Genomic DNA, 23,565 nt, shown 5'->3' with positions numbered 1-23,565 from the left:
AACCCGCGACCCGCGACCCGCAACCCGCAGCCCGCAGCCCGCAGCCCGCAGCCCACAACCGGTACCCCGTACGCCCTTCGCCCCGCCCGTCCCCTCCTCGCACAGAAACGGCTCCCCATGTCTGCCTGGAAGCACCGAGTTCCCGTCGGCACCGCCGCCCAAGGACCCTCGCGCCGCCTGCTGCTCGGCGGTGCGCTGGCCGCCGCGGCCTCCGTCGCCCTCACCGCCTGCGGCTCGGACGGCGGCAGCTCGTCCGGCGGTTCCAAGCGGCTGCGCATCGGCTACTTCGCCTTCCCCAGCGGCGACTTGCTCGTGAAGAACCACAAGCTGCTGGAGAAGGCGCTGCCGGACTACAAGATCACCTGGATCAAGTTCGACTCGGGCGCCAGCGTCAACCAGGCGTTCCTGGGCAAGTCCCTCGACATCGGCGCCCTCGGCTCCAGCCCCTTCGCGCGCGGGATCTCCGGCTCCTCGCCGATCCCGTACAAGGCCGCGTTCATCCTCGATGTCGCGGGCGAGAACGAGGCGTTGGTGGCCCGCAAGAGCACCGGCATATCCGATGTGGCCGGTCTCAAGGGGAAGACGGTCGCGACGCCGTTCGCCTCCACCTCGCACTACAGCCTGCTGGCGGCGCTGGACGCGGCGGGCCTCAAGGCGTCGGACGTCAAGCTCGTCGACCTCCAGCCGCAGGCGATCCTCGCCGCGTGGCAGCGGGGGGACATCGACGCCGCGTATGTGTGGCTGCCGACCCTGGACGAACTGCGCAAGACCGGAACGCAGTTGATCAGCAGCAAGGAGATCAGCGCGGGCGGCAAGCCGACGCTGGACCTGGCCGTGGTCTCGGACGCGCTGATCGCCAAGGACCCGCACGCGATCGACGTGTGGCGCAAGGCGCAGGCGCAGGCGCTCGGGCTGCTCAAGTCCGACCCCGAGGGCACGGTCAAGGCCGTCTCCGCCGAGCTGGACATCAGCGCGGACGACGCCAGGAAGCAGCTCGCGCAGGGCGTGTTCCTCACCCCCGACGAGGTCGCCTCCGCCGCGTGGCTGGGTACGGAGGGGCAGCCGGGCAAGCTCGCGACGTATCTCACCGGCACCGCCCGGTTCCTGGCCGACCAGAAGCAGATCGACGCCGCGCCGTCCGAGGACGTCGTCGGCAAGGCGCTGTATCTGAAGGGGCTGCCCGATGTCCTCAAGTGAGACGGCGAGCGGGACCGTTGGCCGGACGGCCGACAAGACCACCGGGCCCGAGGCTGCCGCGGCTGCCGACACCCCCCGCTCCGACACCAACCGTGCCGACGCCACACCCGCCGCCGGGGTCATCGCGCTCGACCGCGTCACCCACCGGTACGGCAAGGGCGAGGAGGCGGTCACCGCCGTGGGACCGGTCGATCTGACCGTGCCCGCGGGCGAGTTCCTGGTGCTCGTCGGCGCGTCCGGCTGCGGCAAGAGCACGCTGCTGCGGCTGATCGCCGGATTCGAGCGGCCCGCCCACGGCTCGGTACGGGTGTCGGGCGTCGAGCCGCTGCCCGGCAAGGCGGCCGGCGTGGTGTTCCAGCAGCCCCGGCTCTTCCCGTGGCGCACGGTGAAGGGCAACATCGACCTGGCCCTGCGCTACGCCGGGGTCGACCGGGACCAGTGGCCCCGGCGCCGTGCGGAACTCCTCGCACGCGTCGGCCTGGAGGGCACCGAGAAGCGGCGGATCTGGGAGATCTCCGGCGGCCAGCAGCAGCGTGTCGCCATCGCCCGCGCCCTGGCCGCCGACCACCCGCTGTTCCTGCTGGACGAGCCGTTCGCGGCGCTCGACGCGCTGACCCGCGAACGGCTCCAGGAGGACGTACGCCTGGTGACCGCGCAGACCGGGCGGACCACCGTCTTCGTCACGCACTCGGCGGACGAGGCGGTCTTCCTCGGCACCCGCATCGTGGTGCTGACCAAGGGGCCGGGCACCGTGGCCCTCGACCTGCCGATCCCGCTGCCGCGCGGCGACATCGACGCCGACGCGCTGCGCGACAGCGAGGAATTCGCCGAGCTGCGCGCCCGGGTCGCGCACACCGTGAAGGCCGCGGCGGCCTGATCCCTGGTCCCCGGTCCTCACGACCTCTCCGTCCACGACACCCGCGCTCCGTATCGACGACATCCGCGACATCCGCGATACCCGCGGCACCCGCGGCACCCGCGACACCCGCGACACCCGCGACACCCACACCATCCGCGACAGAGGAGGAACCACAGGTGAGCATCACCAGCGAGCAGCCCGCCGTAACCGACGCCGACCGTCCGACGACGTCGTCAAGGCCGTCCCCTTCGTCAACGCCGTCAACGCCGTCCCCGTCGCCGAGGGCGACCCCGTCCTCAACGGCGTCCCGTCTGCCGATCACCCCGCTCGGCCCGCGCTTCGGCGCGGAGATCCACGGCATCGACCTCGGCCGGCTGGACGACGACCAGGTCACCGCGATCAGGGCGGCCCTCGTGGAGCACAAGGTGCTCTTCGTCCGGGGCCAGGACATCGACGACGCGGCGCAGATCGAGTTCGGCCGCCGCCTGGGCGAGGTCACCACCGGGCACCCGATCCACGACTCCGGCGACGTGGCCCCCGAGGTGTACGCCGTCGACAGCCAGGACAACGGCTTCGCGGACGTCTGGCACACGGACGTGACGTTCGTACGGCGCCCGCCGGCGATCTCCGTACTGCGCGCGGTGCTGCTGCCGCCCAACGGCGGCGACACGACATGGGCCGACAGCCAGCTCGCCTACGAGTCGCTGTCGCCGGGGCTGCGGGCGTGGGCCGACTCGCTGACGGCGGTGCACGACGGCACCCGCGAGTTCGGGTACTACCTGGCCCAGCGCAGGAAGGGCCGCGGGAACGTGTGGGAGGGAGAGGAGTACACCGAGCTGAAGCCGGTGGAGCACCCCGTGGTGCGGGTGCACCCCGAGAGCGGGCGCAAGGGGCTCTTCGTCAACCCGGGCTTCACCTCGCACGTTCTCGGGGTGTCGGACCACGAGAGCCGGGGGCTGCTCGACATCCTCTACGCCCACCTCACCAAGCCCGAGCACCTCGTACGCCACCGGTGGAGCGCCGGTGACGTGGCCCTGTGGGACAACCGCAGCACCGCCCACTACGCCAACCGCGACTACGGCGACCAGCACCGCGTCATGCACCGCATCACGTTGAGCGGGGACACGCCGGTCGGCCCCGTCGCAGGAGCAGGAACCGGAGCCGGAGCAGGAGCCGGAGCAGGAGCAGGAGCCGTGGGCTGACGGGCGGCACCGGGAAGTCCGCTCCGGCCCGCGCCGCCCGCGCCTCACCCGCCCCGCCCCCCGCCCCCGGGCCCCGAACCCCGGGGGCGGGGCTGACCGCGCCGATCACCTTTGCTTATCATCAGGTGTAGACATCACATGTAGACATCGGCTGTAGGCATCGGTCCGCCCCTGTCGGGCGCACGCAACACACGGTGCCTCAGGACCCGGGCGCGAGGAGCACGATGGAGTCGGCACGGTCGCGGGCACTGGTGCCCTGTCTGGCGTTCATATGCCTGGTCACCGCCGTGATCGGCAGCCTCGGGGCACCGCTCATCCCGTCCATCGCCTCGATGGACCACGTGTCCGTGACCGACGCGCAGTGGTCGCTGACGATCACCCAGCTGGTGGCGGCGGTGGCCACGCCCGTGATGGGGCGGCTCGGTGACGGGCCGCACCGCAGGACCGTCGTCGTCGGCACCCTCGCGCTGGTCGTCGTCGGCTGCGTGCTGGCGGCGCTCCCCCTGGGCTTCGCCGCGCTGCTCGTCGGCCGCGCCCTCCAGGGCATCGGTCTCGGGCTCACGCCGCTGACCATCGCCGTGGCCAGGGACGTACTGCCCGCCGCCCGCGCCGTTCCGGTGATCGCCCTGCTGTCGATCACGGCCGTGACGGGGGTGGGCCTGGGCTATCCGCTCACCGGTCTGATCGCGCAGGGCGGCGGCGTCCGCGCGGCGTACTGGTTCGGCGTGGCCGTCAGCGTGCTCGGCCTGGCCGCCGCCGCGTGGGTCGTCCCGGCCGCGCGGCATCGCGCCCGCGTCCGGCTGGACGGGGTCGGCGCGGTGCTGCTGGCCGTGGCCACCGCGTCGCTGCTGGTCGCGATCAGCGAGGGCGAGAGCTGGGGCTGGGCCTCGGCGCGCGTGGACGGCATGATCGCCGCGTCCGTCCTGCTCTTCGCGGGCTGGGTGTGGTGGGAGCTGCGTACGGATCATCCGCTGGTCACACTGCGGCTGGTACGTGACCGGGCGGTGCTGACCGCGAGCGTCGCGGCGGTGCTCGCGGGCGTCGGCATGTACCTGCTGCTGTCCACCGTCACCAGGCTGGTGCAGACGCCCGCCACCACGGGGTACGGGCTGGGCCGGACGGTGGTCGTGGCCGGTCTCGCCCTGACGCCGTTCTCCCTGGGCAGCTTCCTGGCCAACCGGCTCACCCCGGTGCTGGTCCGCCGGATCTCGCCCCAGCGGGTCCTGCCGATGAGCTGCCTGGTGCTGCTCGCCGCGATGGCCCTGTTCACCGCATGGCGCGGGAACATGGCGCAGATCATGGCGGTCATGTTCGTCGCGGGCCTCGGCGTCGGGGTCATCTTCGCGGTCGTGCCGGGCTTCCTCGTCCGCGCGGTGCCCGCGCACGAGACGGGCAGCGCCATGAGCTTCAACCAGGTGCTGCGCTACATCGGTTACGCGGTCGGCAGCGCGCTGAGCGCGGCCGTGCTCGAAGCGCACACCGCGGAAGGCGCGGCGTTCCCCACGTCCGGTGGGTACAGTGCGGTGGGGCTGCTGAGCTGCGGCGTCTGGCTCGCCGCCGCCGTGGTGGCGGTGGCCGTGCCGTGGCGCCGACGCGGTTCGTCGGCACGGCCCGGTCCGTCGGCACGGCCCGGTTCGTCGGCACGGCCCGCGGTGGCGGCCCAGGCGCGCCCCCGGGTGCGGGCGCGGCCCGGCGAACACGACGACCTCCACGAACTGGACGGAACGGCCGCGGAATGAGTGGAACGACACCGGCCGACGAACGGCCCGCCGGGGCGGCCCAGCACCGGCGCGACGCGGCGGGCAGCCGCGATCGCCTGCTGAAGGCCGCGGGCGAGCTGTTCGCCGAGCACGGGTACGACCGCACCACCGCGCGGGCCATCGGCAGCCGCGCCGGGGTCGATCCGGCGATGATCGCCCGCTACTTCGGCGGCAAGGCCCAGCTCTACATCGCCACGCTGCGCACCAACGACGGCCCGGACGACATCGTCGACCTCCTCGACCCCGACCGTCTGGCGACCATCCTCGACCGCACCCGGCGCCACGGCCCCAACCCCGTCTACCAGGTCGCCGTCCGCCCCCACGAGGACCCGGCCGGTCAGCAGGCCACCCGCGCGGAGCTGCACCGCCGTGTCGTGGACCCCCTCCACCGGCGCCTGCTCGCAGAGGGCACCCCCGACCCCGCCCTGCGCGCCGAACTCATCGCCGCCGCCTTCATCGGCGTCGTCCTGGCCCGCGGCTCCGGCGCCTTCACCCGCCTCCCCGCCCTCCCCGACGCCGAGCTCCGCACCCTCCTCCTCCAGATGCTGACCCCCCAAGACCCGAGCCCGGACCCCGACCCGGACTCCGCCCCGGACCCCGACTCCGCCCCGGACCCGGCCCCTGACCCCGACTCCGCCCGCTAGGGGAGGGCCGGGAGGGCGAAGAGGCGGGCGGCGTTGTCGTGGCAGACGGCGCGGAGCCAGGCGGCGCCGAGGCCGGTGGATTCCAGGGCGTGGAGGGCGTGGGCGTAGGAATAGGGGATGTTGGGGAAGTCCGTGCCGAGCAGGACGCGGTCGGCGAGGGCGGACAGGCGGGGCAGGGCCGCGGGCGGGAAGGGGGCGGCCGACTCGCTGAAGTCGGTGAAGGCCATGGTGGTGTCGAGCAGGACCCGCTCGTGCCGCTCGGCGAGGCCGAGGAAGTCCTCGTACTCCGGCATTCCCAGGTGGGCGACGACGAGCCGCAGCCGCGGATGCCTGGCGAGCAGGGCGGCGACGGGGGCGGGGCCGGTGAAGGGGCCGGGGACCGGGCCGGAGCCGCAGTGGGTGACGACGGGAACGCCGGTGTCGGCGAGCAGGCCCCAGACGTCGTCGAGCAGCGGGTCGTTGGGGTCGTAGCCGCCGACCTGGAGGTGGCACTTGAAGACGCGCGCACCCTGGGCGAGGGCGCGGCGTACGTCGTCGGGGGCGCCGGGCTCGGCGAAGAACGTCGCGGTGTGCAGGCAGTCCGGGGTGCGGGCGGCGAAGTCGGCGGCCCAGTCGTTCAGCCAACGCGCCATGCCGGGCTTGTGCGGATAGAGCATCGAGGTGAAGGCCCGTACGCCGAAGCCGCGCAGGGTCTCGACACGCCGCCGCTCCTCCTCGCGGTACGCGATCGGCCAGGCGCGGCCGACGAGCGGACCGGCCGCGTCGAAGTACGCCCACACCTTGGCCATGACGCGCTCGGGCATGAAGTGGGTGTGCACGTCGATGAGGGCGTCGAGGCCCAGGGCCTGGCGGAACGCGGCGACCTCGGCCTGTTCGCCGCGCCGGGGCGGCTCCTCGGGAGGGGACACGCCGCCACCTTATCCAGCGCCTCAGGACCGGCCGCGGCCCCGTCGGTGCGGGGCGGCACAGGACCCCCTTGGTCCGAATGAGTGGCGTTTATGTGTATATCCGCGAATCCGGGGTGCGGCTCCCACGATTCCGTGCCGTCTTCCTCATGATCGGAGAAGTCAGATTTCCGCACCAAGGAATCGAGAGGTCATGAACGTCTTCAAGAACGTCACCGCCTTCTGGAGCGCCTTCGTCGGCGTGCTCCTCAAGCTCGTCGCCGGGCTCGGCTTCGCCACTCCGGCCCGCACCGCCCGCGTCCACACCGCCGCCGCCCAGGCCGCCGCCGCCCAGGCCGCCGCCGTCCCGGCCGCCACCGTCCCGGCCGCGGCCGTCGCCGCGGCGAACGGTACGCGCGCCACGCCGACCCCCACCAGGACACCGTCCTGCGCCGCACTGCTGCCGGCCCCGCGCCCCAGCAGCCGCTCGCTGCCGCCCACGATGAAGCAGCGCATCAGGGCCGAGGCGCACGGCTCCTCCCCCTCCGCCCGCAGCATCGCTCCGGACACCGGCGAGGCCCTGCCGTACCCCGCCAGTCCGGCCCTCGCGGACCACGCCCTGACCAGCACCGCGGACGAAGCGGTGCTCGTCCGCTGAGCCGGACCGCGTACCTAGATCCCGTACGTGGTCCCCGCACGGAGATCCCGCACGGAGATCCCGCAGGAACTTCCCGGGACGCAGTCCCCGCACGAACTCCCCTTCCGTACAAGCTTCTTGTACGACCAGCACCGCACCAACCCCACAGATTTCTGCGCCCCACAAGCGCAGCGCTCACCCTCGTCGCACCAGCAGCCGCACCAGCAGCCGCGCCGGCGGCCGCACCAGCCAGTCGTACCGTCAGCCGTATCCGCTGCCAGTCCGTCAGCCCGTACCCCTGCCGTGATCGCGTGACCCGCGCCCCTGTGACGCCCCCGGGAGCGATGGGATCAAGCCGGAATCGCGGCCGAAACGGGCTCGGCTGAGCGGGTATCCGCACCTTTGTGCGGGCGGGGCAAGGATGCGCAAGGATGGGCCCGTGACCTCAGCCAATGAGCCCAGCGGGCAGCATCGATCAGCGGACGTGTCGTCCGCCGCCTCCTACACCGCCCCTCCGCCGCGGCTGATCGCCACCGACCTGGACGGCACGCTGCTGCGCGACGACAAGACGGTGTCCCCGCGTACGGTCGCGGCGCTCGCCGACGCCGAGGCCGCGGGCATCGAGGTCTTCTTCGTCACCGGACGCCCCGCACGCTGGATGGACACCGTCGCGGCCCACCTCGCGGGGCACGGCATGGCCATCCTGGCCAACGGCGCCTCCGTCTGGGACCTGCACAAAGGCGAGTTGATCGAGGCGTTCCCGCTGCCGGAGGACGACGCCCTCGCCGTCGCGCACGCGCTGCGCGCCGCCGTGCCCGGCACGACCTTCGCCGTCGAACGCGCCGACACCTTCTACCGCGAGCCGGACTACCCCCGCGTCATCGAGCCGGACTTCGGCCCCACGGCCCCGATCGAGGAACTGCTCGCCGTGCGCGACCCGCGCCAGCCGCTGCTGAAGCTGCTCGCCAAGCACCCGTCCATCGACCCGGACGAATTCCTCGCCATCGGGCTGAGCGTGGCGGGGCAGCACGGCGAGATCACCCGGTCCAGCGACAGCGCGCTGCTGGAGATCAGCGGCGAGGGCGTCAGCAAGGCCACGACGCTGGCGCGATGTTGCGCCGAGCGCGGGGTGTCCGCCGCCGAGGTCGTCGCCTTCGGCGACATGCCGAACGACCTCGCGATGCTCGGATGGGCCGGTACGTCGTACGCCGTCGCGAACGCCCATCCCCGCGTCCTGGCCACGACCACGCACCGTACCGAGTCCAACAACGACGACGGGGTCGCCCGCGTCATCGAGCGGATCATCGCCGCCCGGCACGCGGACAGGCCCTAGCCCGTACGGGGACGGCCAGTCGCACCGCTCCGCCCAGTCAGTCCGTACGCAGCGGCGCCTCCCACCGCACCGTCGTGCCCGCGCCCTCGGGGCCCGGCCCGAACTGGCTCGATCCGCCCAGCGATTGGGCGCGGCGGGAGAGATTGCGCAGGCCGCTGCGGCGGCCGGCCGGGGGGATGCCGACGCCGTCGTCGGTGGCGGTCAGGCGGACCGCGTCGCCGCCGTCGGGAAGGGTGGCGGTGGCGTCGAGGGTGATGTCGATGCGCGAGGCGCGGGCGTGCCGGAAGGCGTTGGAGAGGACTTCGCGCAGCGCCGCGACGAGGTTCTTGGCGGTGGGCTCGCCCACCAGCGCGTCGACCGGTCCGATGAAACGTACGGACGGCTGGAAGCCGAGCGGGACGGCGGCGGTGCCGACCTCGCGCAGGACGCGGGCGCGCAGTCCTGAGGGGGCGTCGTCGGGCGCCTGCTGGAGGGCGTAGACGGCGGTGCGCACCTCCTGGATGGTGGCGTCGAGTTCGTCGACGGCGTGGCCGATGCCCTCGCGCACCTCGGGCGTACGGGCCCTGCGCCCCGCGCCCTCCAGCATCATGCCGGTGGCGAAGAGCCGCTGGATGACGAGGTCGTGCAGGTCGCGGGCGATACGGTCGCGGTCCTTGTAGACGGCGAGGCGTTCGCGGTCGCGCTGCACGTCGGCCAGGACGAGGGCGAGCGCGGCCTGGGCGGCGAACTGGGTGGCCAGTACGCGTTCGGCCTCGGTGAACGGACGGCCGCCGGGCTCGCGCGGCAGCGCGAGGATGCCGATGACACAGTCGTTGCTCCGCAACGGGAGCATCATGGTCGGCCCGAAGCGTTCCGCCAGCCGCGTGGTGGTGCGCGGGTCGGAGGCGGCGTCCGCCACGAAGACGGCCTCGCCGTTGAGGAGTTGGGCCGCGATCGGATTCTGCGGCGGGATGACGGTGCCGACCATGCCGGCCGGCTCGGCGGCGGAGGCCGCGACGACCTCGAGGCCGCCGTCCCCGGCCCCGTTCTCGTCGAGGCTCGGCAGCATGACCAGCGCGGCGGCGGACTCGGCGAGCTTGCGGGCCCACACCGCGACGACGTCGAGCGCGTCGCTGGTGCCGTCCCCGGTGAGCAGGGCCGTGGTGACGGCGGCGGCGCCGCTGATCCAGTGCTCGCGCTGCCGGGTGGCCTCGTACTGCCGGGCGTTGCCGATCGCGATCCCGGCCTCCATGGCGAGGATGCGCAGCATGGCGGTGTCCTCGTCGGTGAACGGACGGCCGCCGCGCTTCTCGGTGAGGTAGAGATTGCCGAAGATCTCGGTGTGGACGCGGATCGGGACGCCCAGGAAGCTGCTCATCGGCGGATGGCCGGGCGGCAGGCCCACCGCGCGGGCGTCGTCCGACAGGTGGGCCAGCCGCAGCGGCACCGGGTGCCGGATCAGCTCGCCGAGCAGCCCGGTGTGGCCGTCGGGCAGCGCGCCCATCCGCTCGGCGTCGGCCTCGTTGATCCCGTACGTGATGAAGTCCGCGAGTCCCGAGCCGTCCGCGTCGAGGACGCCGAGCGCGGCGTAACGCGCCCCGGCCAGCTCGGCCGCCGTCTCCACGATGCGGCGCAGCGTGGTGTGCAGCTCGATGCCGGTGCCGACCGAGACGACCGCTTCCAGCAGTTCCGGCAGCCGGACGGTGATCTGGGAGGCGATGCCCTGGAAGCTGAGGGTGGTCGGCTCGGGGGTCTCCCCGTCGCCCGGAGCGTCTCCGGAGGAGGTCGGTCCCGCGGGGGGTGCCGCGCCGTAGGCCGGGGCGTATGCCGGGGCGTCCTCGTCGTTCGGGGCCGCCCCGGCCGTCTCCTGGCGCGCTTCCGCGGGCGTCCCGCCGGGCGTCTCACTGTCTGAGGCCATGAGCCGAGGTTATTTGGTGGCGTATGTCCGGGAAAGTCAGGCGGTGCCCGTGCCCACGAGCGAACGCGGTCCCGAGGCGGCGGCCGTGGCCCCCGCCAGAGCCGTGTCCGCGAGCCGTTCCCGCTCCAGGGTGCGGCGGAACGGCCCCTCGGCCGCCGCCAGTTCCTCGTAGCCGCCGCGCTGCACGACCCGTCCCCGCTCCAGCACCACGATCTCGTCGACCGCGCCGCCCGCGAGACCGGCCAGCCGGTGGGTGATCAGCAGCGTCGTACGGCCGCGCGTGGCAGCCAGCAGATCGGCGGTCAGGGCGTCGGCGGTGGCCAGGTCGAGGTGTTCCGCGGGCTCGTCCAGGACGAGGACGGGGAAACGGGCGAGCAGCGCGCGGGCCAGGGCCAGGCGCTGGCGCATGCCGCCGGACAGCCGGGCGCCGTGTTCGCCGACGAGGGTGTCCAGGTCGATGTCCAGCCGGGCGGCGGCCAGCGCCTCCCGGAGTTCGCCGTCGTCCGCGCCGGGGCGGGCGAGCCGCAGATTCTCCCGGACGGTGCTGTCGAAGACGTGCGCGTCCTGGGCGCACAGGCCGACGAGGCGGCGTACGTCGTCGCCGTCCAGGCCCGCCGCGTCCTGCCCCGCCAGCGTGTACGTGCCCGACTCGGTGTCCAGGAACCGCAGCAGTACGTGGGCGAGGGTCGTCTTGCCCGCGCCCGAGGCGCCGACGACCGCGATCCTGCGGCCCTCGGTGAGGGTGAGGCCGACGCCGTCCAGCGCCGGTGCGTCCTGGCCCGGGTGGCGGGCCGTCACCTCCCGTACGACCAGCGGGAACGGTGACGAGGGCGGGGTCGCGGGCCGCTCCGGCTCGCGTACGGGCAGCGGCGCGTCCAGCACCTCGCTCACCCGCGCCGCCGAGCGCCGGCTCCGCTGCCGTTGCTGGGCCGCGAGCGGCATCCCGGCGACGGCCTCGAAGGCGGCCAGCGGCGTCAGCACGAGCACGGCCAGCGCGACGCCCTGGAGGTGGTGGCCGCTGACGGCCCGGACGCCGACGTACGCGCACGCCGTCACCGTCACCCCGCTGACCAGCGCGGTCAGTCCGGCGCCGAGCGCGGTCGCGGCGGCCGAACGGGCCGCGATCCGGGTGAGCGTACGGTCGGCGCGCGCCGCGTCGGCGCGGCGGCGCGGGAGGGCGCCCGCCACGGTCAGTTCGGCGGTGCCGGTGAACAGGCCGAGGACGCGGGCGGACAGTTCGCCCCTGGCGGGCGCGAGGCGCGCCTCGGTGCGGCGGGCGACGGCGGCCGACAGCGCGGGGACGGCCACGCCCGCGGCGAGCAGCCCGCAGGCCAGGATCAGCCCGGCGGCGGGCAGCAGCCAGCCGGTGAAGGCCGCGGTCGCCACGGACACGAGGCCGCCGGTCAGCGCGGGCAGCAGCCACCGCAGGTAGTGGTCCTGGACGGCGTCCACGTCCGCGACCAGGCGCGAGAGCAGGTCACCGCGGCGCGTCCCGCCGAGTCCCGCGGGCGCCAGCCGCTCCAGCCGCCGGAACACCGCCACCCGCACCCCGGCCAGCGCCCGGAACACCGCGTCGTGCGCCACCAGCCGCTCGCCGTAACGAAACACGGCCCGCCCGATCCCGAACGCCCGCGTCGCCGTCACGGCCACCATCAGATACAGCACCGGCGGCTGCTGCGACGCCCGGCTGATCAGCCACCCCGACGTCGCCATGAGCCCCACGGCCGACAGCAACGCCGCCGCCCCCAGCCCGACGGCCCCCACGAACCGCCCCCGCGCGCCGCCACCACGAACGCGAAGCGCCTCCGGCCCGGACCGCCCCACCACCCCCACAGCCGCCCGCCGCACCCGCAGCCCCACCCGCCAGAGAACCCCGCCATCCGCCGTCGCGGCCGCACGAGCCGCCGCCGCGACAGGCGTGGGCTCGGACGGGGTGACGTCCCCCACGGAGACCACCGTGCCGCCAGGCACCCGGCCCGTCGCCGCAGACGCCCCGTCCCCCGCCGCGGTCGGATCGCCGTCGACGGCGGAGATGCGGGGCGGCCGGAGGGAGAGGACTTTCGTGGCGAGGGGGAGGAGGGCGGGGCGGTGGGCGATGAGGAGGACGGTGCGGGTGGCGGCGAGGCGGTGGAGGGTCGTGACGATCTCGGCCTCGGTGGCGCCGTCGAGGTTGGCGGTGGGCTCGTCGAGGAGAAGCAGGGGGCGGTCGGCGAGGAAGGCGCGGGCCAGGGCGATGCGCTGGCGCTGACCCGCGGAGAGGTTCGCGCCGTCCTCGGTGAGGACGGTGGCGGGGGAGACGAAGGAGAGCGCGTCGGCGTCGGCGAGCGCGGTACGTACGGCGGCGTCGTCGGCGTCGGGCCGGGCGAGCCGTACGTTGTCGGCGACGGTCCCGGCGAACAGGTGCGGGTGCTGGGGGACCCAGGCGATCCAGCGGTGCCAGTCGGCCGGGTCGATCGCGGCGAGGTCGGTGTCGCCGACCAGAATCCGCCCCTCGGCAGCGGGAACGAAGCCGAGCAGCGCGTTGAGCAGGGTCGTCTTCCCGGCCCCGCTGGGCCCGGTGACGGCCACCGTCTCACCCGGCGCGAGGGTGAACGTCGTCGCGGCCAGCGACCCGCCCTCCCGTACGACCAGCCCCTCGACCGTGATCGCAGCATCCCGCGGATCCGGCGCGGCGGCCAGCTCCCGTACCGCACCCGCCCCGGTCCGCGGCGAGGTCTCCAGCACCTCGAAGACCTGCTCCGCCGCCGCCAGCCCCTCGGCCGCCGCGTGGTACTGCGCGCCCACCTGCCGCAGCGGCAGATACGCCTCGGGCGCGAGAATCAGCACCAGCAGGCCCGTCCGCAGGGACAGCTCGCCGTGGACGAGCCGCATGCCGATCCCGACCGCGACCAGCGCGACGGAGATGGTGGCGAGCAGTTCGAGGACGAAGGAGGACAGGAACGCGATCCGCAGCGTCTTGAGCGTGGCCCGCCGGTACTCGCCGGTGATGGCGCGGATGTTGTCGGCCTGCGCCTTGGCCCGGCCGAAGACCTTGAGCGTGGGCAGCCCCGCGACGACGTCGAGGAAGTGCCCGGACAGCCGGGCCAGCAGCTTCCACTGCCGGTCCATCCGCTCGCGGGTCGCCCAGCCGACCAGCACCATGAACAGCGGGATCAGCGGCAGCGTCACCGCGATGGTGGCGGCCGAGATCCAGTCGGCGGTGACGATCCGGGCCAGCACGACCGCGGGCACGACCACCGCGAGACCGAGCTGCGGCAGATACCGCGAGAAGTAGTCGTCCAGCGCGTCGATCCCGCGGGTGGCGAGCGTGGTCAGCTCACCGCTGCGCCGCCCGGTCAGCCAGCCGGGGCCCAGCGCGGTGGCCCGCTCCAGCAGCTGCCCGCGCAGCTGCGACTTCACCGCCGCCCCCGCCCGGTGCGCGCACAGCTCGGTGAGCCAGCCGACCAGCGCCCGCCCGACGGCGACCGCCACCAGCCACGCGAGCGTCCCGCGCAGCTCCCCGACACCCTCCCCGTCCCGGAACCCGCCGACCACCACATCGGCGATCAGCACCGCCTGGGCGATGATCAGCCCCGCCCCGGCCAGCCCGAGCAGCACCGCCCCGGCGAGGAAGACCCGGGTCGTACGCGCGTACCGCAGCAGTCGCGGATCGACAGGTTTCACGTGGAACATCTCCCTTCGGTCAGTGACCGGCTGTCAGTGATCGGCCCTCAGTGATCGGTCGCGTCAGTGATCGGTCGCGTCAGTGACCGGTCGCCGCGCCCGCGATGTGCTGGGTGCCGATGCGCTTGCGGAAGACCCAGTACGTCCAGCCCTGGTAGAGCAGGACGAGGGGCGTGGCGATGCCCGCGCACCACGTCATGATCCGCAGCGTGTACGGCGTGGAGGAGGCGTTGGTGACGGTCAGGCTCCAGGCGTCGTTCAGCGAGGACGGCATGACGTCGGGGAAGAGCGTCAGGAAGAACATGGCGATGGTCGCCGCGACCGTGACGCCGGACAGCGCGAACGACCAGCCCTCGCGTCCCGCGAGATTGGCGCCGAGGGCCCCGGCCAGGGCGACGACGGCGACGATCAACGCGGGCAGGCTGCGGCCGTCGCCGTGCGCGGCCTGGGTCCAGATCAGGAAGGCCAGCGCGAGGAGCGCGGTGAGCACGCCGACGCGGGTGGCCAGCGCGCGGGCCCGGTCGCGGATGTCGCCGAGGGTCTTGAGCGAGGCGAAGACGGCGCCGTGGAAGGTGAAGAGGCTCAGGGTGACGAGTCCGCCGAGGATCGAGTACCCGTTGAGCAGGTCCCAGAAGTTGCCGACGTACTCCTTGTTCGCGTCGATCTTCACGCCCCGCACGATGTTCGCGAAAGCGACGCCCCAGAGCAGCGCCGGGACCAGGGAGGTCCAGAAGATCGCGTTCTCCCAGTTGCGCTGCCAGCGCTCGTCGTCGCGCTTGGCGCGGTACTCGAAGGCGACGCCGCGCACGATCAGGCAGACCAGGATGATCAGCAGCGGCAGGTAGAAGCCGGAGAAGAGGGTGGCGTACCAATCGGGGAAGGCCGCGAAGGTCGCGCCGCCCGCCGTGAGCAGCCACACCTCGTTGCCGTCCCAGACCGGGCCGATGGTGTTGATCAGGACCCGCTTCTCGGTACGGTCGCGGGCCAGCAGCTTGGTCAGGACGCCGATCCCGAAGTCGAAGCCCTCAAGGAAGAAGTAGCCGGTCCACAGGACCGCGATGAGGACGAACCAGACGTCGTGCAGATGCATGTCGCACTCCTCTCAGTCGGTACGGAACAGTCGGTACGGATCAGTCGGTACGGAACAGTCGGTACGGAACAGTCGGTACGGACGCTCAGTACGAGAAGGCCATCGGGCGGTCGGCGTCCGCGCCGTCGTCGTCGCCGCCGATCCGGGTGGGGGAGCGGCGGTCGTCGTCGGTGAGCTCCGGCGGCCCCGCCTTGGCGTACTTCAGGAGCAGCCGCACCTCGACGACGGCGAGAGCCGCGTAGAGGAGGGTGAAGACGATCAGGGAGGTGAAGACCTCGCCGGTGGAGACCGTGGGGGAGACCGCGTCGCGGGTGCGCAGCACGCCGTAGACCACCCAGGGCTGGCGGCCGGTCTCGGTGAAGATCCAGCCCCAGGAGTTGGCGATCAGCGGGAAGGCCATGGTCCACAGGGCGATCCACCAGTACCAGCGCGTGAGCCGGGGGCCGATCTGCCCGTTCCTGGTGAGCATCAGGTGCGGGACCTCGTCGTCGCCGGTGCGGTGCGCGGGCGCGAGCCAGAACTTGCGGCGGGTGAGCCACAGGCCGGCCGCGCCGACGCCGATCGAGACGACGCCGAAGCCGATCATCCAGCGGAAGCCCCAGTAGGCGACGGGGATGTTGGGCCGGTAGTCGCCGGGGCCGTACTTCGCCTGCTCTTCCTTGTTGACGTCGTTGATGCCGCCCACGTAGGCGTTGAAGTTGTCGGTGGCCAGGAAGGACAGCAGGTTCGGAATGTCTATGGCCACCTTGTTGTGGCCCTTGTTGACGTCGCCGACCGCGAAGATCGAGAAGGGCGCGCCCTTCTGGCCGTCCCACAGCGCCTCGGCGGCGGCCATCTTCATCGGCTGCTGCTTGAACATGACCTTGCCGAGGGTGTCGCCGCTGATCGCGGTGAGCGCGCCCGCGACGACGGCGACGACCAGGGCGAGGCGCAGCGAGGAGCGCATCACGGAGATGTGCTGCTTACGGGCCAGGTGGTAGGCGGCGATCCCGATCATGAACGCGGCGCCGGTGAGGAAGGCGGCGGACATGGTGTGGAAGAACTGCGCCAGCGCGGTGTCCTGGGTGAGCACCGCCCAGAAGTCGGTGAGTTCCGCGCGCTTGGTCGTCGGGTTGTAGCGGTAGCCGACCGGGTGCTGCATCCAGGAGTTGGCGGCCAGGATGAAGTACGCGGACAGGATCGTCCCGATCGAGACCATCCAGATGCAGGCGAGGTGGATCTTCTTCGGCAGCTTGTCCCAGCCGAAGATCCACAGGCCGATGAAGGTGGACTCGAAGAAGAAGGCGATCAGTGCCTCGAAGGCGAGCGGGGCGCCGAAGATGTCGCCGACGAAGCGCGAGTAGTCCGACCAGTTCATGCCGAACTGGAACTCCTGGACGATGCCCGTCACCACGCCCATGGCGATGTTGATCAGGAAGAGCTTGCCCCAGAACTTGGTGGCCCTCAGGTACTTCTCGTTGCCGCTGCGCACCCACGCGGTCTGGAGTCCGGCCGTGAGCGCGGACAGCGAGATCGTCAGCGGCACGAAGAGGAAGTGGTAGACGGTCGTGATGCCGAACTGCCATCGGGCGACGTCCAGTGGACCCATTGCGAGTTGCACGATCCGTCTCCTTTTCTCCTACAACCCGATCAGCTTGTGAACGTGAATACATTCACAAGCTCAGTATTACGCACAGCAGTTCGCCCCCTGCAACCGGGGGGTCGCAAGGGGCGAAAGCGCAGGTGGGAGTGGGTTTCGGGGGATCGCGCCGACGGGCGCGCCGCCGCGTCACAGCTCCTTGCGGAAGCTTTCGGCGGTCCGCAGCAGCAGATCGTTGGCCTCGGTCTCGCCGATGGTGATCCGTACGCCCTCGCCCGCGAAGGGTCGGACGGTGGTGCCGGCCCGCTCGGCCGCCGCCGCGAAGTCCGTGGTGCGCTCCCCCAGCCGCAGCCAGACGAAGTTGGCCTGCGTCTCGGGCACCGTCCAGCCCTGCGCGGTCAGCGCCTCGACCACCCGGGTCCGCTCGGTGACCAGGCCCGCGACCCGCTCCAGCAGCGCCGGCTCCGCGCGCAGGCTGGCGACCGCCGCGTCCTGCGCGAGCTGGCTCACGCCGAAGGGCACCGCCGTCTTGCGCAGCGCCGACGCCACCGGCTCGTGCGCCACCGCGAAGCCGATCCGCAGGCCCGCCAGGCCGTACGCCTTGGAGAAGGTCCGCAGCACCGCCACATTCGGACGGTCCCGGTACAGATCGATTCCATCGGGAACATCGGGGTCGGTGATGAATTCGCGGTACGCCTCGTCCAGCACCACCAGGATGTCGGACGGCACCCGGTCGAGGAATCGTTCCAGCTCGGCCCGGCGCACCACCGTGCCGGTCGGATTGTTGGGATTGCAGACGAAGATCAGCCGCGTGCGGTCGGTGACCGCCGCCGCCATCGCGTCCAGGTCGTGCACCTCGTCCGCGTCCAGCGGCACCTGCACCGGCAGCGCGCCGCTGATCCGGGTGATGATCGGATACGCCTCGAAGGACCGCCAGGCGTAGATCACCTCGTCGCCGGGGCCCGAGGTCGACTGAAGCAACTGCTGGGCCACGCCGACCGAGCCGGTGCCGGTCGCCACGTGTGCCTCGGGCACGCCGAAACGTCCCGCCAGCTCGGCGGTCAGCGCCGAGCAGGCCAGGTCGGGATAGCGGTTGAACGTGGCCGCGGCGGCGGTGGCCGCCTCCAGCACACCGGGCAGCGGAGGGTACGGGTTCTCGTTGGAGGACAGCTTGAAGGCGGGCCCGGCCTGGGCACCGCTCTCGTCCACGGCCGGGGGTCGCCCGGGCTTGTACGTGGGGATGCCGTCCAGTTCCGCGCGCAGCTTGGGGGTCATGGCCACACCCTACGAGTGCCCGCGCCCCCTGTGGAGGTGCGGTACCCGCGATCGACTGTCGATACCGGGTCTAAGCCGCCGGAGGGGAGAAGGCGGCCAAAAAAAGGCACCCCGCGTCCCTCGTAGGAGTGAGTTGACGTCACTCCTATCGGTGGACCAATGGACGGGCATCGGCCGCACCCGCGCCGGTATCACCCACAAGGCACGCCCTGCCGCCTGCATATTCCACCTTGCATACGGGGTTCGATCTTGCAGAAACCTATCTTCTGGGGGGTAGAAACGGCAGGCGCCGACCGGACCAGCGCCGTCCTAATATCGGCAGGCCATGACAGCAGCAGGGAACCACCAGGCGAGCCGGCCCATCGGACGCCGGCTTGAGCGGGCGGGCATCAGGGACGTCGCCGCCGCCGCCGGAGTCTCGATCACGACTGTCTCCGACGCACTCAACGGCAAGGGCCGACTGCCCGACGCCACCCGCCGCCATGTGCGCGAGGTCGCCGACCGGCTGGGCTACCGCCCGTCCGCCGCCGCCCGCACACTGCGCACCGGCAGATCGGGCCTGATCGGCCTGACCGTGACGACCTACGGCGAAGAACCGTTCACCTTCACCGAATTCGCGTACTTCGCGGAGATGGCCAGGGCCGCCACCTCCGCCGCCCTGGCCCGCGGCTACGCCCTGGTCATCCTGCCCGCCTCCTCCCGGCACGACGTGTGGGGGAACGTGGCGCTGGACGGCACCGTCGTCATCGATCCCTCCGACCACGACCCGCTGGTCGCCGAACTGGTCCGGCAGGGCGTCCCGGTGGTCAGCGACGGCCGCCCGGCGGGCAGCGTGCCCGTGCACGCCTGGGTCGACAACGACCACGAGGCCGCCGTCCTCGGCATCCTCGACCACCTCGCCGCCGCGGGCGCCCGCCGGATCGGCCTGCTCACCGGCACCACCACCGACACGTACACCCGGCTGTCCACCACCGCGTATCTGGAGTGGTGCGAGCGGGTCGGCCAGGAGCCGGTCTACGAGTCGTATCCCGCGCACGACCCGCGGGCGGGCGCGGTCGCCGCCGACCGCTTACTGGCGCGGCCCGACCGCCCCGACGCCGTCTACGGGCTCTTCGACCCCAACGGCACCGATCTGCTGGCCGCCGCCCGCCGTTACGGCCTGCGCGTGCCCGACGACCTGCTGCTGGTCTGCTGTAGCGAGAGCACCGTCTACGCCAGCACCGAACCGCCGATCACCACGCTGTCGCTGAAACCGCGGCGGATCGGTACGGCGGTCGTGCAGTTGCTCATCGACGCCATCGAGGGCGTCGGCGGCGCGCATCCCGTACAGCAGGTGATGCCGACCGAGTTGATCGTCCGCACCTCTTCGCAACGGCGCGCGCACCGCACGACGGTCAGTCATCCGCGGGGGCCCGCGGGCGGCTGAGGAAGAGCGGCCGTCCGGCCGGAGGGCTCCGCCGGGCACCCCCGCGAGTGATCGGCCGAACGGGTGACCGAGCCCCCGCCGACGGCCGGAAGACGAATCGTGCGGGCGTACGAGGGAGCTAAGGGATGGTTTGTCTGCGCCCTGCGAAAACCAGGTGCCTGGGTATGTCACAACGCGACAGCGTCATTCCTATGATGGGCGGATGGCGGCGCGATCGTGGAGGGGTCGATGACTCAGGGGGCAGGTCAGGGACCCGAGCCCGGGACTTCGGAAGGCTGGCGTCCCGAGGCGTCCGCGTACGTGTCCGGGCACGAGCCGACGGCCGGTTTCGGCACGGCTCCGGCGTTTGAGCCGACGGTCGGATTCGAGCCGCGCGGCGGCTACGGGGAGACGTCCGGCGGGTACGGCGGGGCCGCGGCTCCGGCTCCGGCTCCGGCTCCGACGGAACCGGCTCCCATGCTGATCGATTCGGCTCCGGCTCCGGCCGGCACGGCATCGGCGGTCCCGGCCGCCGCGCCCGTACCGCCCGTGCCGTCGGCGACCACCGGCGGGGCGGGTGTGGCACCGGCGTACGAACCGGCCCGCGCCGCCGTACCACCGGTGCCGCCCGCGTACGACAGCGCGCCGCCCGCACAGCGGCCCGCCGCGTACGAGCCGACGCGACCCGACGCGCCCCCGGTCCCCGCGGAGTACACGCCGACCGCCCACGACCTGCCGGTGATCACCGCGGACGGCGCGGCGGGCGACCGGCCGGGACCGCTGTACGTGGTCGGCGATGTGCACGGCTATCTGGACGAGTTGCTGGCGGCGCTCGGCGAGTGCGGCCTGGTCGATGAGGAGGGCCACTGGGCGGCGGGCAGCGCCCGGCTGTGGTTCCTCGGCGACTTCACCGACCGCGGCCCCGACGGCATCGGCGTCATCGAACTGGTCATGCAGCTCTCGGCGGAGGCCGCGGCGGCGGGCGGCTACTGCCGTGCCCTGATGGGCAATCACGAACTGCTGCTGCTCGGCGCGCACCGGTTCGGCGACACCCCCGTCAACTCCACGGGCGGCACCGCCTCCTTCCTCGCCGCCTGGCGGCTCAACGGCGGCCAGCCGACCGACATGGACCGTCTCGAGGACCGCCATCTGACCTGGATGTCCCGGCTGGACGCGGCCCACGTCACCGACGGCCACCTGCTGGTGCACTCCGACACCACCGCGTATCTGGACTACGGCAGCAGCGTCGAGGAGATGAACGACACGGTCACCGGCGTGCTCCAGCGCGGCGACGCCGACGAGTGCTGGGACCTGTTCCGCAAGCTCACCAAGCGGTTCGCCTTCCGCGGCGACGGCGGGCCGCGGGCCGCCCGCGAACTGCTCGGCACCTACGGGGGCAACCGCGTCGTGCACGGGCACAGCCCGATCCCGTACCTGCTCGGCGAGGTCGGCGGCGAATATCCGGCCGACGGCGAGGAACGGGTGCACACCGTCAACGGACCGATGGTCTACGCGGAGAATCTGGCGGTGGCGATGGACGGCGGCGTCACGATGGACGGACGGCTGCTGGTCGCCCAACTGCCGCTGGTGGGTTAGCGGGTCCGTCGCGCTCCGCGCGGCGGGCCGGGCATGTCGCCCGGCGGGTCAGGCACGTCGCCGTGCCGGCCCGGCGTTTCACGGACCGGCCCGCTCCGGAAGGCACGGGCGGGGAGCGCGCCGGGGCTTCCCGCGCGGCGTCTTTGGGGTGGCGTGTCGGTGTCCGGCACATTTCGCGCCGTCAGATTTCCTGGTTGCACCCTGTCACGGTCTCGCCTCCCCGCTCTACCATCGCTGTATCCGTAGGCACGCCGCTCTCCGCGTACTCGGCCGACCGGGCCGGTTCCCCTCGGGGAACACCGGCCGCGCTCGGGGAGTCGGAGCATCGGGGGATGCACATGACCAGCGCTCCACACCTGCTCACCGAAGACCGCCCGGACTTTGAACGCGCGCTGGACGAGGCGCTGCGCACGGTCCTGCGGGATCACGGACCCGACCGTGAGCGGGCCCTCGGGCCGGACGGCGGGGACGTGGCGGAGAGCCGCCCCGCCCCGCGGCGGACGAACCACTCCAACGGTCACTCCGCCCTGAACAGCGAGCAGTTGCGCACCCTGGCGCTCGGCGCGGCCGAACTCATCGCCGACGCGGCGGCCGCCGAGTACGAGACGTACCGCGGCGTCCGGGAGGCGTCGCGGGAGGCCGCCCGCGAGTCGGCGCGCGCCCGCGACAACCGGTCCTTCGGCTACGCGGCGATGGGCGTCGCGGAGGGCGCGGGCTCCGGCGCGGGCCTGATCGCCGTCCTCGCCGTCCTGACGCCGCTGCTCGCGGGCGCCGCCGCCGTGATCTTCCTGCTGATCGGTTACGCGCTGCGGGCGATGGCCCCCGAGCCCGCCATCGCGTCGCCGCTGCGCACCGCGGGCTGGCTGTTCGCCGCCGTCACCGCCGCGTCGATACTGCTCGGCGCGGTCGGACTGCTGCTCACGGCGCTGCGCGACGGCTCCTCCGCCATACACGACTCGCCCGACGCGCTGCCGCCCGAGGTCGCCGACGCGCGCGACGCCTGGTACCGGGCGCTGCTGGAGCGCGGGATGCTGCCCTTCCTGGAGGACGCGGCAGCCGGCGCGGCGCTCGCCCCGACCAGCGCCCACGAGCCGCCGCACGGCCCGGCGGTGAGCCCGGTGCCCGGCCCCGCCACCGGGCAGGACCTCAGCCGGATGCCGCGACTGGGCTACTCCCGCCCGGACTTCAGCAGTCCGGCGCCCGACCCGGCCGCGCCGCTGCCGCCCGCCGCGCCGCGCTTCTCCGGTCCGCGCTACAGCAGTCCCGACTTCACCAGCCCGGACTTCGGCGGCCCCGACAACACGCCCGAGTAGGGGCCGGTCCTGCGCAGCGTCGGGACGGCGGGGCCCGCCGTGCCGGGCGCCGTCGTCGCGGACGCCGCCGTACCGGGTGCTGTCCCGGCGGGCCCCGCCAGGCCGGGCGCCGTCACGGCGGGCATGAACATCAGCACTCGGCGCCGGGGATCGTGTGCCGGGGACGACACGAGCATGCGCACCCGCTGGACATAACCGCCTGCCGGTGGCCGCAGCAGCCGTACCTGGCCGTCATGGTGCAGCGCGACTCGGGTGGACTCGCTCTCCGCCTGCCACAGCCGGGCCAGTTCGGGGTCCTCGCGCAGTTCGGCGATGACGCGGAGCAGTTCCTGGTCGGGCCCGGTCTGCGGCTGGTGGTGCGCGGTCTGCGCCTGGAGCCGGAGCTGGCGCAGGAACGCCGTCGCCCAGCCGGTCCGCCACTCGGCGCACAACTGCCGCGCGTACGGCGCGAAGAGCACGAAGCGCAGCAGATTCGCGGGCGGCGGCTGGCCCGCGGGCTCGAAGAGCTGGCGCCACGCCTGATTGGTCTCCAGAATCCGCCAGGCGCCGTCCACGGTGAGGGCGGGGACCTGGAGCGCGTGGAGGTACGACGTCCAGCCGGTGACGGCCTCGGGGTCGGGTTCCGCCGGGCCGCGCGGCGGGTAGCCGCCGGTGACGATGAACCACAGCTCGTCGCGCTTGCGCGAGTCCAGCCGCAGCGCGTTGGCGAGGCTGTCGAGGCGGTGGGCGGGGATGGGGCGTCCGCAGCCCTCCCAGTCCTGGTAGAGGCGCGGTGATATGCCCAGGCGCTGGGCGACCGCGTGCTGGCTCAGGCCCGGCGGGCGGTAACCGTTGTGGCCCGTGATGGGCTCGGGTTCGCCCACGAAATTTCTGCGGGCCTCGCGCAGGAACTCCTGGATCAGCGGTGGGTCCTCGTCGGAACGACGGTCCATGGCTTGTCCCCCGGATCTTCTCGGCTGCCGCGTCCTTGGGGGTGAGGGGTCACCCGGCGTCCGCGGCCTGCGATTTCGCGCCCCCGCTCATGCTAAGCGGGGATGCTCGCGAGCCGCCGGAATCGCCTTGTCCACATCGGGCACTGTCGCAAGTGCGACACACTTCGGTGGTGGGGTGGTGGGGTGGTTCACCAGTACGGTGGGGTGGTCGCGCAGGGTGGTCGCGCGGATGCGGTGGTCGTCCCGGGTGCGGTGGTCGCGCGGATGCGGTGGGTGTCCCGGGTGCGGTGGTCGTCGCG

General features: G+C 72.9%; 17 protein-coding genes. 10 read left to right on the top strand and 7 right to left on the bottom strand.

Features of this window, described 5'->3' with window-relative positions; genetic code table 11:
* Positions 1-117 precede the first annotated feature (117 nt).
* The 5 genes from ACFZAM_RS02430 to ACFZAM_RS02410 all read left to right on the top strand — a co-directional run bounded on the left by ACFZAM_RS02430 (position 118) and on the right by ACFZAM_RS02410 (position 5,662).
* Positions 118-1,197: an ABC transporter substrate-binding protein gene (locus tag ACFZAM_RS02430; RefSeq protein ID WP_391042102.1), complete on the top strand. Its 1,080-nt coding sequence runs from the start codon at positions 118-120 to the stop codon at positions 1,195-1,197.
* Between the two features lie 121 nt (positions 1,198-1,318).
* Positions 1,319-2,074 carry an ATP-binding cassette domain-containing protein gene (locus ACFZAM_RS02425; protein WP_391043497.1) on the top strand — a complete coding sequence of 252 codons (756 nt, stop codon included), beginning with the start codon at positions 1,319-1,321 and terminating at the stop codon, positions 2,072-2,074.
* A 293-nt stretch (positions 2,075-2,367) separates the two neighbouring features.
* On the top strand, positions 2,368-3,258 hold the full coding sequence (locus tag ACFZAM_RS02420; protein ID WP_391043494.1) for a TauD/TfdA family dioxygenase: 891 nt from the start codon (positions 2,368-2,370) through the stop codon (positions 3,256-3,258).
* 224 nt (positions 3,259-3,482) lie between these two features.
* Complete coding sequence (locus ACFZAM_RS02415; RefSeq protein WP_391042100.1) at positions 3,483-4,997, top strand: MFS transporter; 1,515 nt, start codon at positions 3,483-3,485, stop codon at positions 4,995-4,997.
* Complete coding sequence (locus tag ACFZAM_RS02410; protein ID WP_391042099.1) at positions 4,994-5,662, top strand: TetR family transcriptional regulator; 669 nt, start codon at positions 4,994-4,996, stop codon at positions 5,660-5,662. Before ACFZAM_RS02415 ends, ACFZAM_RS02410 begins: the two co-directional genes overlap by 4 nt.
* Here ACFZAM_RS02410 and ACFZAM_RS02405 read toward each other — a convergent pair.
* Positions 5,659-6,570, bottom strand: a complete 912-nt coding sequence (locus tag ACFZAM_RS02405; RefSeq protein ID WP_391042097.1) for an amidohydrolase family protein — start codon at positions 6,568-6,570, stop codon at positions 5,659-5,661. The genes ACFZAM_RS02410 and ACFZAM_RS02405 overlap by 4 nt on opposite strands.
* Positions 6,571-6,760: 190 nt before the next feature.
* On the opposite strand from ACFZAM_RS02405, the gene ACFZAM_RS02400 reads away from it, so the two are divergent.
* Both ACFZAM_RS02400 and ACFZAM_RS02395 read left to right on the top strand, forming a co-directional pair.
* On the top strand, positions 6,761-7,204 hold the full coding sequence (locus ACFZAM_RS02400) for a DUF6344 domain-containing protein (RefSeq protein ID WP_391042096.1): 444 nt from the start codon (positions 6,761-6,763) through the stop codon (positions 7,202-7,204).
* 400 nt (positions 7,205-7,604) lie between these two features.
* Entirely contained in the window at positions 7,605-8,516 is a 912-nt protein-coding gene (locus ACFZAM_RS02395; protein ID WP_391042094.1) for a Cof-type HAD-IIB family hydrolase, read from the top strand.
* 37 nt (positions 8,517-8,553) lie between these two features.
* Here the strand turns inward: ACFZAM_RS02395 and ACFZAM_RS02390 are convergent, their stop codons facing one another.
* The 5 genes from ACFZAM_RS02390 to hisC all read right to left on the bottom strand — a co-directional run bounded on the left by ACFZAM_RS02390 (position 8,554) and on the right by hisC (position 18,020).
* Positions 8,554-10,413, bottom strand: coding sequence for a GAF domain-containing protein (locus ACFZAM_RS02390; RefSeq protein ID WP_391042093.1), 1,860 nt, complete (start codon positions 10,411-10,413; stop codon positions 8,554-8,556).
* A gap of 36 nt (positions 10,414-10,449) precedes the next feature.
* Complete coding sequence (gene cydD / locus ACFZAM_RS02385) at positions 10,450-14,076, bottom strand: thiol reductant ABC exporter subunit CydD (RefSeq protein ID WP_391042091.1); 3,627 nt, start codon at positions 14,074-14,076, stop codon at positions 10,450-10,452.
* A 79-nt stretch (positions 14,077-14,155) separates the two neighbouring features.
* A complete protein-coding gene (cydB, locus tag ACFZAM_RS02380) occupies positions 14,156-15,166 on the bottom strand; it encodes a cytochrome d ubiquinol oxidase subunit II (RefSeq protein ID WP_391042090.1) in 1,011 nt (336 codons plus the stop codon).
* A gap of 85 nt (positions 15,167-15,251) precedes the next feature.
* On the bottom strand, positions 15,252-16,754 hold the full coding sequence (locus ACFZAM_RS02375) for a cytochrome ubiquinol oxidase subunit I (RefSeq protein WP_391043491.1): 1,503 nt from the start codon (positions 16,752-16,754) through the stop codon (positions 15,252-15,254).
* 180 nt (positions 16,755-16,934) lie between these two features.
* The gene (gene hisC / locus ACFZAM_RS02370) at positions 16,935-18,020 is read right to left on the bottom strand and encodes a histidinol-phosphate transaminase (RefSeq protein WP_391042088.1); all 1,086 of its coding nucleotides are present in this window, start codon (positions 18,018-18,020) and stop codon (positions 16,935-16,937) included.
* Positions 18,021-18,345: 325 nt separating this feature from the next.
* Between hisC and ACFZAM_RS02365 the strand changes: the two genes are divergently transcribed.
* The 3 genes from ACFZAM_RS02365 to ACFZAM_RS02355 all read left to right on the top strand — a co-directional run bounded on the left by ACFZAM_RS02365 (position 18,346) and on the right by ACFZAM_RS02355 (position 22,334).
* Complete coding sequence (locus ACFZAM_RS02365; protein ID WP_355336624.1) at positions 18,346-19,446, top strand: LacI family DNA-binding transcriptional regulator; 1,101 nt, start codon at positions 18,346-18,348, stop codon at positions 19,444-19,446.
* A 228-nt stretch (positions 19,447-19,674) separates the two neighbouring features.
* Positions 19,675-21,021, top strand: a complete 1,347-nt coding sequence (locus ACFZAM_RS02360) for a metallophosphoesterase (RefSeq protein WP_391042086.1) — start codon at positions 19,675-19,677, stop codon at positions 21,019-21,021.
* A gap of 332 nt (positions 21,022-21,353) precedes the next feature.
* The gene (locus tag ACFZAM_RS02355; RefSeq protein WP_391042085.1) at positions 21,354-22,334 is read left to right on the top strand and encodes a hypothetical protein; all 981 of its coding nucleotides are present in this window, start codon (positions 21,354-21,356) and stop codon (positions 22,332-22,334) included.
* Here the strand turns inward: ACFZAM_RS02355 and ACFZAM_RS02350 are convergent.
* The gene (locus ACFZAM_RS02350) at positions 22,274-23,266 is read right to left on the bottom strand and encodes a helix-turn-helix domain-containing protein (RefSeq protein WP_391042082.1); all 993 of its coding nucleotides are present in this window, start codon (positions 23,264-23,266) and stop codon (positions 22,274-22,276) included. The two genes, ACFZAM_RS02355 and ACFZAM_RS02350, sit on opposite strands and share 61 nt — an antisense overlap.
* Positions 23,267-23,565: the final 299 nt, after the last annotated feature.

It is taken from the genome of Streptomyces sp. NPDC008079 (assembly GCF_042957385.1).
In the GTDB taxonomy this organism is placed as follows: Bacteria; Actinomycetota; Actinomycetes; order Streptomycetales; family Streptomycetaceae; genus Actinacidiphila.
The sequence above is the reverse complement of the archived record's forward strand: the minus strand, read 5'-3'. Positions and strand labels throughout refer to the sequence as shown.

Excerpts from the sequence above, each read along its gene's own strand:
- ACFZAM_RS02430 (WP_391042102.1), top strand. The coding sequence starts at position 118 with ATGTCTGCCTGGAAGCACCGAGTTCCCGTCGGCACCGCCGCCCAAGGA.
- ACFZAM_RS02415 (WP_391042100.1), top strand. The coding sequence starts at position 3,483 with ATGGAGTCGGCACGGTCGCGGGCACTGGTGCCCTGTCTGGCGTTCATA.
- ACFZAM_RS02410 (WP_391042099.1), top strand. The coding sequence starts at position 4,994 with ATGAGTGGAACGACACCGGCCGACGAACGGCCCGCCGGGGCGGCCCAG.
- ACFZAM_RS02400 (WP_391042096.1), top strand. The coding sequence starts at position 6,761 with ATGAACGTCTTCAAGAACGTCACCGCCTTCTGGAGCGCCTTCGTCGGC.
- ACFZAM_RS02395 (WP_391042094.1), top strand. The coding sequence starts at position 7,605 with ATGCGCAAGGATGGGCCCGTGACCTCAGCCAATGAGCCCAGCGGGCAG.
- ACFZAM_RS02390 (WP_391042093.1), bottom strand. The coding sequence starts at position 10,413 with ATGGCCTCAGACAGTGAGACGCCCGGCGGGACGCCCGCGGAAGCGCGC.
- cydB (WP_391042090.1), bottom strand. The coding sequence starts at position 15,166 with ATGCATCTGCACGACGTCTGGTTCGTCCTCATCGCGGTCCTGTGGACC.
- ACFZAM_RS02375 (WP_391043491.1), bottom strand. The coding sequence starts at position 16,754 with ATGGGTCCACTGGACGTCGCCCGATGGCAGTTCGGCATCACGACCGTC.
- hisC (WP_391042088.1), bottom strand. The coding sequence starts at position 18,020 with ATGACCCCCAAGCTGCGCGCGGAACTGGACGGCATCCCCACGTACAAG.
- ACFZAM_RS02365 (WP_355336624.1), top strand. The coding sequence starts at position 18,346 with ATGACAGCAGCAGGGAACCACCAGGCGAGCCGGCCCATCGGACGCCGG.
- ACFZAM_RS02360 (WP_391042086.1), top strand. The coding sequence starts at position 19,675 with ATGACTCAGGGGGCAGGTCAGGGACCCGAGCCCGGGACTTCGGAAGGC.
- ACFZAM_RS02355 (WP_391042085.1), top strand. The coding sequence starts at position 21,354 with ATGCACATGACCAGCGCTCCACACCTGCTCACCGAAGACCGCCCGGAC.
- ACFZAM_RS02350 (WP_391042082.1), bottom strand. The coding sequence starts at position 23,266 with ATGGACCGTCGTTCCGACGAGGACCCACCGCTGATCCAGGAGTTCCTG.